Annotated in this window: 11 protein-coding genes; 2 read left to right on the top strand and 9 right to left on the bottom strand. The window is 72.0% G+C overall.

Annotation, left to right across the window (positions count from 1 at the left end; genetic code table 11):
- Positions 1–25: 25 nt before the first annotated feature.
- Both AOK11_RS28685 and AOK11_RS28690 read right to left on the bottom strand, forming a co-directional pair.
- Positions 26–1114: an NADH-quinone oxidoreductase subunit B family protein gene (locus AOK11_RS28685; RefSeq protein WP_055596631.1), complete on the bottom strand. Its 1089-nt coding sequence runs from the start codon at positions 1112–1114 to the stop codon at positions 26–28.
- 53 nt (positions 1115–1167) lie between these two features.
- Positions 1168–2883, bottom strand: coding sequence for a hydrogenase maturation protein (locus tag AOK11_RS28690; RefSeq protein ID WP_055596632.1), 1716 nt, complete (start codon positions 2881–2883; stop codon positions 1168–1170).
- A gap of 287 nt (positions 2884–3170) precedes the next feature.
- Here AOK11_RS28690 and AOK11_RS28695 point away from each other — a divergent pair, with 287 nt between their 5' ends.
- On the top strand, positions 3171–3554 hold the full coding sequence (locus AOK11_RS28695) for a hypothetical protein (RefSeq protein ID WP_055596633.1): 384 nt from the start codon (positions 3171–3173) through the stop codon (positions 3552–3554).
- Here the strand turns inward: AOK11_RS28695 and AOK11_RS42215 are convergent.
- Entirely contained in the window at positions 3505–3858 is a 354-nt protein-coding gene (locus tag AOK11_RS42215; protein WP_055596634.1) for a glycoside hydrolase domain-containing protein, read from the bottom strand. The genes AOK11_RS28695 and AOK11_RS42215 overlap by 50 nt on opposite strands.
- Before the next feature lie 155 nt (positions 3859–4013).
- Between AOK11_RS42215 and AOK11_RS28705 the strand changes: the two genes are divergently transcribed.
- Positions 4014–4214: a type II toxin-antitoxin system VapB family antitoxin gene (locus AOK11_RS28705; protein ID WP_055596635.1), complete on the top strand. Its 201-nt coding sequence runs from the start codon at positions 4014–4016 to the stop codon at positions 4212–4214.
- Between the two features lie 78 nt (positions 4215–4292).
- Here the strand turns inward: AOK11_RS28705 and AOK11_RS28710 are convergent, their stop codons facing one another.
- The 6 genes from AOK11_RS28710 to AOK11_RS28730 all read right to left on the bottom strand — a co-directional run bounded on the left by AOK11_RS28710 (position 4293) and on the right by AOK11_RS28730 (position 9796).
- Positions 4293–5072: a YqjF family protein gene (locus AOK11_RS28710; protein WP_055596636.1), complete on the bottom strand. Its 780-nt coding sequence runs from the start codon at positions 5070–5072 to the stop codon at positions 4293–4295.
- Between the two features lie 153 nt (positions 5073–5225).
- Complete coding sequence (locus AOK11_RS28715) at positions 5226–6332, bottom strand: aliphatic sulfonate ABC transporter substrate-binding protein (protein ID WP_055596637.1); 1107 nt, start codon at positions 6330–6332, stop codon at positions 5226–5228.
- A 218-nt stretch (positions 6333–6550) separates the two neighbouring features.
- On the bottom strand, positions 6551–6748 hold the full coding sequence (locus AOK11_RS42220; RefSeq protein ID WP_141666134.1) for a hypothetical protein: 198 nt from the start codon (positions 6746–6748) through the stop codon (positions 6551–6553).
- A gap of 135 nt (positions 6749–6883) precedes the next feature.
- Positions 6884–7342, bottom strand: coding sequence for an RrF2 family transcriptional regulator (locus tag AOK11_RS28720; protein WP_055596638.1), 459 nt, complete (start codon positions 7340–7342; stop codon positions 6884–6886).
- Between the two features lie 53 nt (positions 7343–7395).
- Positions 7396–8655: an acyl-CoA dehydrogenase family protein gene (locus AOK11_RS28725; RefSeq protein WP_055596639.1), complete on the bottom strand. Its 1260-nt coding sequence runs from the start codon at positions 8653–8655 to the stop codon at positions 7396–7398.
- Between the two features lie 148 nt (positions 8656–8803).
- A complete protein-coding gene (locus AOK11_RS28730; protein WP_055596640.1) occupies positions 8804–9796 on the bottom strand; it encodes an amino acid ABC transporter permease in 993 nt (330 codons plus the stop codon).
- Between the last annotated feature and the right edge of the window lie 80 nt (positions 9797–9876).

Here is a 9876-nt window from a genome sequence, read left to right on the forward strand (position 1 = left end):
GAGCGGGGGAGCGGGGGAGGGGCGCTCACCACGGCGGCCGGTAGCCGGTGGTGATCTTCCGGCCCGTGTGCCGCCACTTGGGCTCCTTGTCCACGGTCCGCGCGGTGATGCCGCGCAGCTTGCGGACGACCGCCCCGTAGGCGCCGCTGGCCGTGCTGGAGAGCTTGGCGCCGGGGGGCTCGTCCATGAACGGCATGAACTTGTCGGGGAAGCCCGGCATGGTGCAGGCGATGCAGATACCGCCCACGTTCGGGCAGCCGCCGATGCCGTTCATCCAGCCGCGCTTGGGCACGTTGCACTTCACGACGGGCCCCCAGCAGCCGAGCTTCACCGAGCACTTGGGGGAGTCGTAGGAGGTGGCGAAATCGCCCTGCTCGTAGTAGCCGGCGCGGTCGCATCCCTCGTGCACGGTGGCCCCGAACAGCCAGGTCGGGCGGAGCTTGTCGTCCAGCGGGATCATCGGCGCGGACCCGGCGGCCTGGTAGAGCAGGTACGTGAGGGTCTCGGCGAAGTTGTCGGGCTGGATGGGGCAGCCCGGCACGCAGACGATCGGCAGACCCGCCTTGGACTTCCAGTCCCAGCCCAGGTAGTCGGGCACCCCCATGGCGCCGGTCGGGTTCCCCGCCATGGCGTGGATGCCGCCGTAGGTCGCGCAGGTGCCGATGGCCACGACCGCCAGCGCCTTCGGAGCGAGCCGGTCGATCCATTCGCTGGTGGTGATGGGCTGGCCCGTCTCGGGGTTGTCCCCGAAGCCGCACCAGTACCCCTCCTTCTTGATCGACTCGTTCGGGATGGATCCCTCGATCACGAGGACGAACGGGTCGATCTCGCCGCGCTCCCCCTTGAAGAACCATTCGATGAACGTGTCCGCGCCGCCGACCGGCCCGCACTCGAAGTCGATGAGCGGCCAGTGCACGGCGATCTTCGGCAGCCCGGGCAGGGCGCCCAGGGCGATCTCCTCGATGCTGGGCTGCATGGCCGCCGTCAGGGCGACCGAGTCGCCGTCGCAACTCAGCCCGGCGTTGATCCAGAGGATGTGGATCGGCTTCTCGTCCGTGCCGACTGCGCCGGACGCCTCGGGCTCCTCGCTGGTGGCCGGGGTTGCTGCGTTCATCAACGCCTCCTGGGAGGAATACGGCAGAGCCGGTTGATCGGCCGGGTTCTTTGCTAAGCGTCGACCCGCTCGCCCGCCTCCGCACCTGTGGAGGCGGGGCCGGCAGGAGCCGATTCCTTGCGTACGAACGCCCGGCGCAGCGCGTGGTACGGCGCGTCGGGGTCGAGGAAAATTCTGCGCATGCGGGCGAGTTCCCGCTCGCGTACCGCCGCCAGAGGGGTGACGGCCTCCCGGCGCTCGTGCTCCGCCTTCTTCGCGGCGAGGCGTGACTGCGCCCCGGGGGAACCCGCCCAGCGTTGGGCCAGCCGGGTGACCTCGGCGGTGAAACGGGCGGGAGGGCACTCGACCAACCGGTCGACCAGGCCGATGTCCCGGGCCGAGACGCCGCTGACCGGCAGCGCCTCCCGGGTCAGCCGCTCGGCCGTCGCGGCGCCGACCCGGCGGGGCAGGCTGTACGTCCAGTACTCGGATCCGTACAGACCCATGCGCCGGTAGTGCGGGTTGAGCACGGAGCCGGAGCGGCACCACACCTCGTCGGCGGCCAGCGCCAGCATGACGCCGCCGGCGGCGGCGTTGCCGCCGATCGCGCCGACGACGAGACGGTCGGTGGTGTTCAGGACGGCCTCGACGAGGTCGTCCATGGCGTTGATGTTGGCCCAGGACTCCGCGGCGGGGTCCGAAGCCGCCTCGATGACGCCGAGGTGGATGCCGTTGGAGAAGAAGTCGCGGGCGCCGCCGAGCACCAGCACGGCGGTGGGCCGGTCGCAGGCCGCCCGGTAGGCGTCCAGCAGACGTCGGCAGTGGTCGGTGGACATCGCTCCGCCGGGGAACGAGAAGGACAGCACTCCCACCGGCCCCTCTTCCCGGTAACGGATGTCCGACCAGCCGGCGTCGTCCGCGCAGGGCAGTACGGGAGTGGGCAGGTCCGGCAGCCGGGGCAGCCGTCCGGCCAGGGCGTGGACGGCGGGCAGCTTGCAGGCCCTCGGTACGCCGGCACCGGTACGGGCCCGCAGTTCGGGAATCCAGACCGCGCCGTCCGCAGTGGCCCGGCAGATCGCGCCCGCCCGGGTCGCCAGCAGCTCACCGGGCCGCCCGCGCAGGCCGCGCTCGGCGTGGCCGCCGTGCAGGAACCACTCCCCGCCGAGCAGCTCGTCCAGGACGCCGGGCTGGGAGTCGGCGGCGCGCAGCTTGCGCAGGACCGTCTCGGTCGCATCGTCGGTCCACGCGATGCGGCGCGTCTCCTGGCGCATCGGAGGGCGGGTCCGGGCACCCGGCGTGCTCGGCAGGGTGCGCTGGTCGAGAGGGGTGCAGTCGCCGGACGCGAACCGCTCCACCGCCGTCAGCACCGCGTCGAGAGCCGCGTCGGACAGCTCGTTGCGGTACAGGTCGCTCTTGCCCGCCCGGGGCACGGGGAAGGCCGCCGTGGCCCAGACGGGCCCCGCGTCCATCTCCTCCTCGGCCTGGAGGACGGTCACGCCCCACTCCCGGGCGTCCTCGTGGACCGCCCAGTCCAGGGACGACGGTCCGCGGTCCCCGACGGGCCCGGGGTGGACGATCAGACAGGTTCTGGCCGTCCACACCTCTCGCGGTACGACCGTCTTCAGCATGGGCGCCACGATCAGGTCGGGTTCGTGCCGGTCGACGGCGGCGACCACGTCCGGGCTCCGGGGCGTCACCTCCACGGCCACGGCGTGTCCACGGTCGTGCAACTCGGCGTGCACGCGCTGAGTGAGGCTGTTGTACGCGCTGGCGATGAGCAGGATGCGCATGACGACCCTTCCGGGGGACCGCGGCCGTGAGGGTGGGGCGACCGGCTGCCTGCGATCGTCGACCATGGCGGGGCGCGATCGTCGACATGAATCCCGCTCCTCACTCGACAGAGTGACCGCTCCCGCCACGTGGCAGACGGCCGTCGGGCTCGCGCGCTCACGCCGGGACCACCTCCCACGGGCCGTTCGACATGACCGTGAGGGGAGCCGGTGGGAGACTTTTACTGTCCTGGGCACTCAGGAGACGTGCCGCCTACGACTACGACAGTGGACAGGTGGGCCGAGACATGGCCAAGGAGCGCAAACCGTCGAAACCCTCCGGTGGCGGGGCGAGCCGCCACAAGGGGACCGAGCACCACGGCTGGTCCCCGGACGTCGACGAGACACGGCAGCAGGAGAATCCGAGCGCTCACCGGTCCTTCCACACGGAGGAGCACGCCCCCTCGCGTGGACCGGGGCGCAAGCGCACCGGGGAGGAGCGCACCTCGGTCCCCGGTGACGTCGTGAGCAGCGACACCCGGCGCGGCGAGGAGTACGGGGCCGAGCAGGAGAAAGGCATGCGGAGCACCGGGCGCCGGGGCCGCTCCGGGCGTCCCAGCGGCACGAAGGACGAGGACGCCTTCACCGGGGTCGACCCCGACGACTCCGATACCGGACACCGGCCGGGTTGACGGACGGCGGGCGCACGAGCCCGGCGGGGCCGCCGGGCTCGTGCCGCGTGGCCGGCCCGTGCCCCCGGGCCGATTCCGGGAACACGGGCCGGCCGCCTCGTCGGCCGTCGCGGGACGCGAGTGACGTAGTGGTGCGGCCCTTGGCGACGCGGTGCACCTTGCCGTCGTAACCCCGGTACTGCCCGTTCACATCGTCGAAGAGGTTCGGGTGCAGCGGCGCGTGGTAGAGCGCGGTGTAGAGCTTCACCCGTTCCTCGCGGCTGCCACCCGCGGCGTCGACCGTGCCCAGCGCGTCCCGCCACACCCGCGCGGACTGTGCGCGTACCTGGTCGAAGCCCTTGCCGCGGGTTTCGGCCGCCGCGTCGTGGGCCGTGTTCGCGACGCTGACGTGGCTGAGGCCCGCCTTGTAAAGTTCGGTGATCCGGGCCGCGCAGTGCCCGACGCCGTCAGGAGAGCGCCATGGCCAAGGTCACCGTCACACTCGACGCCGAACTCGTCGTGGAGGTCATGGTCCTGGCCGGAGTCGGGTCGCCCCAGGACGCCGTCGAGGTCGTGGTGCGGGACTACATCGCCCGCGGTCACCGTACGGAGGAACGCACCGAACTCACGGACCGGAACCTGCGCGAGACGGACGCCAAGCCGCAGGAGCCGCAGGGCTGAGCCCGGGTGCGGGCCCCGGGCAGGGGCCCGCACCACCGGAACTCCTCGCGGTGCGCCGGGCTTCGGCCCGTCGGCAGGTCAAGGGGTCCGGATGCCCGCCGGGCGGGCGGGACGTCCGAAGCGGGCGGGGACGCCCGGCGAGTGGAGGACGCTCACGGGACCGCCCACCGGCTTCGGCAGGCCCGCCGCCGTCACCAGGTCCTCCTCGCACTCGACCACCTCGGCGCGGTGCAGGGACCAGCGGGGGTGGGTGTTGGGCAGGTACATCGACCGGCCGAAGAAGGCGCCGTGCAGGCCCCAGCGGGCGGTCAGGAAGTGCTCCAGCTCGGTGGGTTCCCCGATCCGCTCGCCGACCCGCACGGTGATGCGGCTGTGGGCGCCGCGAGGACCGGGCCAGCGCCGGGAGCTGGTGTACGCGACGGTGTCGCCGCTGTGCCGGATGGCCATACGGGACCAGAGGTAGGGCATCCGGAACCCGATCCGGGCGACCGTCACGGGCAGCAGTCGGGAGGCGTCCAGGGAGAGGAACACCACGCCCCGGCGCCCGTGTTCGTCCACCGAGTAGAGACGGACGTTGGTCTCGGGGAAGGTGCCGAGGTAGGGAAGACCGGGGAGGCGCAGCCATCCGACCCGGTGCATCCGGAAGGCGACCAGCCCGACGTAGGTGACGCCGTCCAGGGTGTCGGGCACGGTGCCGGGCGGCAGCAGAGGGGCCACGTCGGCCGGGTCCACGGCCCAGTGGAGGAAGGTCAGGTCGAGCCACGACTGGGTGAGCAGCGGCCGTGCGATCGCCTGGGGAGGGTCGGCGGTTATGGGTTCCGGGAACCCCGGGGGCGGAGTCGGCGGGGTCGGCGGCATCGCAGCAGTATCCCAAGTGCTCGGGAAGGGCCCGCTGCCGGGGGCACGAGGCGTACGGCCGGCTCGCGACACACGTCGTACGACGCACGCGGGAGCGGCGGCCGTGGTGACGGCCGCCGCTCCTGCGAACTCACCTGGATCGGGGCGCGGTTGTCACTTCACGCCGAGGCCCGCGTCGTCCACCCCTTCCTTGCCCTCGGCCTCGAGCACCTTGTTCAGCGGTGTCAGGTCGTAGATGCCGTCCAGAGTGGGCTGCTCCAGCAGGCCGGCCTTCACCGCGTGCCGCGCCTGCGAGTCGAGCGTGGAGGCCAGCGGGTCGTCCAGGAAGGTGATGGATTCCCAGGCCGGGTCGAGGACGTCCTTGGGCAGGGCCTTGCCGGACAGCTCATCGAGGGCCTTGTTCGCGGACGCCTTGGCCTTGTCGGGGTTGGCCTTGATCCAGTCGTTGGTCTTCACCGAACCGCGCAGCACGGCCTCGACGACGTCCGGGTGCTCCTTGAGGAACTTCTGCGACACGATGATGTTCGTGATCACGAACTTCTTGTCCGGCCACAGGTCGGCCTCGTCGAGCAGCACCTCGGCGCCCTCCGCGACCAGCCTGGACGCCGTCGGCTCCGGGACCCAGGCGCCGTCGATCGAACCGGACTTGTAGGCGTCGGGCGCCACCTTGTTGTCGGTGCGGACGACGGAGACGTCGCCCTTGCCGCTCTGCGCGTTGACCTTCCAGCCCTTCTCCGCGATCCAGTTGAGGAACGCGACGTCCTGGGTGTTGCCGAGCTGCGGGGTCGCGATCTTCTTGCCCTTGAGGTCGTCCTCGGACTTGATCCTGTCCGGGTTCACCACCAGCTTCACGCCGCCGGAGGCGGAACCGCTGATGATGCGCAGGTTCTTGCCCTGGGACTTGGTGAATCCGTTGATGGAGGGGGAGGGGCCGATCCAGCCGATGTCGATGGAGCCGGCGTTCAGCGCCTCGATCTCGGACGGTCCGGCGTTGAAGGTCGCCGACTTGATTCCGGTGGCGCCGAGTTCCTTCTGCAGCAGGCCCTCCTCGATCCCCACCAGCGCGTTGGCGTGGGTGAGATTCGGGAAGTAGCCGAGCTTCACCTCGTCGACGGACAGCTTCTCGGCGTCCGCCGCGACCTCGGACTGCTTGCCGTCGTCGGTGGACTCGGAGCCGTAGCCGCACGCGGTGAGCAGGAGGGGCAACGTCGCGGTGACGGCGATGGCACGCAGGAGGGTGAGCGGTCTGGCGGCAGACACGGAGGTGTCCTTTCAGGAAGGGTGAGGAGACGGAAACGGCAGGGTGCGGCGGCGGGCCGGCCGGAGCGCATCGACGGGTGGCCGGGCGCCGGGCCCTGGCTCACGGCCGGGCAGGACGTACGGCGCGGACGGACGGGAGGGCCGCCGGGCGGGGCCGGGGCGGGCAGGAGCGCAGCGGTGAGCTGCGCAGAGCCCGCGCGCCCCGTGAGCGGGTCGCCTCAGGCGTGCCGGGAGGCGGACGGTCCGCTGACGGACCGTCCGGAATCCGACGGCCCGAAGTCGGGCTGCCCGGAGGGGGAGTGCTGGGGCGCGGAGCGACGACAGATGGCGCTCGACGTGCGGCCGAAGTCGATGTGGCGGCGCGAGGTCAGGCGGGGCAGCGGGCGAGCCGCACGGTCGAGCGTACGCACGGCCATGACCACCCCCTGATCCCTAGTTTTCCTACCTGGTTGCTAGGGATCGTGGCAGAAGACGACGCCCGCCCCAAGGGGGTGTTCATATGCTGGATGGAGTCATCCCGCGATCTGATATTCGGCTGGTCGGCCGGTGTTTCAGGGGTTCACCCAGGCGTCCGGGACGTCGGTCAACGCCGCGACGTCGGCGGGCAGTTCGGCCGCGGCGACGTCGGCCAGCGACACACCCTCGAGGATCTCGCGCACATTGGACCGCAGCGCGATCCACAGGGGCAGCAGCGACTGGGCCGGCCCGGAGTAGGACAGGTCCGGTGGGCGGACCCCGCGCACCGAGACCAGCGGCCCGTCCACGACACGTATGACATCGGCGATGCTGATGGACTCGGCCGGCCTGGCGAGCCGGTACCCGCCGTTGCCGCCGCGCTGGCTGAGGACGAGACCGCCCCGGCGCATGTCGTTCAGGATGCCTTCGAGGAACTTGTGCGGAATGTCCTGGGCGCCGGCGATGGCCTCGGTCTTGAGGGGAGCGTCGTCCCGTGAGGCGGCGAGCTGCAGCGCGGCCCGTACCGCGTAGTCCGCCCTGGCTGAGATCCGCATGTCCGTAGTATCCCGCACGCCGCTGCCGGTGTCCGGCGCGGGCCCCCGGACGATCAGGCCGGCAGGACGAACGGCGGGTACGCGCCGTTGAGGAAGTAGTCGCCGATGTCGCGCAGCCGGTGGGAGACCGGCTCGTACAGGGTGTGGGCCCTGGCGTTGCGCCAGAACCGGTCGAAGCCCAGCCGTGTGGACATGGAGCGGGCGCCGATGATGTCGAGGGCGCGGGACGTGGACTCCTGCGCGGCCCTGGACGCGGCGGCTTCCGCCATCGCCACGAGGACGGAGATCTCCGCGTACTCGTCGTAGGCGAGCCCTTCTCCGCGCTCCAGCCCCGTCAGTAAGGCGTCCACCGCCTGGTCCGTGAGCGCGGCCGCGGAACGGGTGAGGACGGTGAGTTCCCCGAACGCGGTGAGCGTCTGCGGATCCCGGGGCGGTTCGGCGGGCCAGGCGGGATGCCGGGGCCACTGCCCCGACCTGCTGTACTCGCGGGCCTCGGCGAGCACGCCCTCGGCCAGACCGAGCCGGAGCTGCACGGAGAGGAGGCGGCTGACCGGGGACGCCAGCGCCGTCAGGGGCGACAGGACGTCCTCGTCCGCGGACAGGGAGCCGAGGACATCGTCGACGGTGACCGGAACGGCGTCGAACTCCATGGACCCGCCGGCCGCCAGCCGCTGGCCGAAGGTGTCCGCCTCCCCGTCGACCCTCACGCCGGGCAGGGCCGGGTCGACCGTGACGGCCAGTGGTTCACCGGTGTCGGCCCGGACGGCGCGCACGGCGAGCCGGTCGGCGACCAGGACCCCGGCGGCGAAGCTCTGCCGACCGTCCAGCACCTGCCCGCCGGCCTTCCCGGTCAGTGTCAGCGGGGGCTCCTGGTGGGCGAAACCGCCGCCCCAGCACCACTGCTCCGCCGCCGACCGCCGCTCGATCCGCGCGGCACGGGCCGGATCGGTGAAGAACCGGGCGCTCCACGACAGGAAGTAGTGCGAGCCGAGCAACTGGCCGATCGCGCCGTCGGCAGCGGCTACCTCCCGGACGACGGCGTAGGCCGTACGCCAGTCCGCGCCTCCGCCGCCGAACCGGGCCGGCACCAGCAGGGCCAGCAGTCCCGCCTCGCGCAGCCGGGACACCTCGTCGACGGGGGCCTTGCCCGCCTGTTCCCTGGCCGCCGCGTCGGTGGCCAGGTCGTCCGCCGTCTCGCGGGCGACGCGCAGCCAGTGCGCGCGGTCCGGCCCGGTCCGGTCGGAGTCCTGCCGGCCGAAGGAGTGCCGGTCGGGGTCCTGGACGGGGCTGGACGGCGCGGGGGCAACGCCCATGACGGTGGTCTCCTCGAGGTCGGCCGCTCGGCGCGGCGCAGGCACGCGGTGCGGAACCTGGATTCCGCTCCTCATCCTGTGCACCCGCGCCGTGCCCCGTCAACACTTCCCTAGTAAATCGATAGGGAAAGCGGGGAAGGGGAATCGGTTATCGGTCACGCCGGCCCCCGGGCGCGCTCCGGGCGTCCGGTGCCGTCACTGCGACCAGGCGGGCCCGCAGCGCGGCCGCCCGTCCTTTGAGCCTCTGCAGCGGCGTGGGCGGCAGGGCGCGGGCGGAACCGCGCGCGTAGTGACGCTCGACGTAGAACTGCCCCGTGCTGAGCACGGTGGTGACGGCGATGTACCAGAGGGTGGCGACCATCAGCAGCGGGATGATCTGGTACGTCCGGTTGTAGACCAGCTGCACCGAGTACAGCAGGTCGTGCACGGCCAGCACGCTGACGATGCTCGTGCCCTTCAGGGTGCCGGTCAGCATGTTCCCCGCGGTCGGCACGATCGAGCGCATCGCCTGCGGAACGACGATCCTGCGCAGCACGCGCCGCCGCGGGATGCCGAGCGCCTGGGCGGCCTCCGTCTGGCCGAGGTCCACGGACAGGATGCCGCCGCGGACCACCTCGGTGGCGTACGCCGCCTCGTGCAGGGTCAGGCCGATGACGGCGGTGAGGGTGGGGCCGAGCAGGTTCACCGTCTCGACGGTGACGAACTGGGGCCCGAAGGGGATGCCCAGGCCGAGCCGCGGGTACAGAGCGCCGATGTTGAACCAGAACAGCAGCTGCACCAGCAGGGGAGTGGAGCGGAAGATCCACACGTAGCCCCAGCTCAGTGTGCGCAGCACGGGGTTGGCGGAAAGCCGCATCACGGCGAGGGGCGTGCCGAGCAGAAAGCCGAGCACCATCACCACGCCGGTCAGCCACAGGGTGAGCAGCAGTCCGTCGAGCACGGCGGAGGTGGTGAAGTGGCGGCCGACCACGTCCCACTGGAAGGCGCGGTTGCGGGCGACGGAGTTGACCGCCATCGCGAAGAGCAGCAACGCGACGGCGGCGGCCACCAGCCGGCCGGCGTTCCGGCGCGGCACGATCCGCGGCGGCGCGTCACCGGACGCCGGGGCTGTTCCCCCGCCGTCCGCCTCGGCGGTTTCCATGACCGGGACGGCCGCGGCGGAGACGGTGGAGACGGTGGAGGCGCTGGGGAAGGGCCCGGAGGGGGACTTGGGGGAGGAAT

Source organism: Streptomyces hirsutus (assembly GCF_001418415.1).
In the GTDB taxonomy this organism is placed as follows: Bacteria; Actinomycetota; Actinomycetes; order Streptomycetales; family Streptomycetaceae; genus Streptomyces; species Streptomyces hirsutus.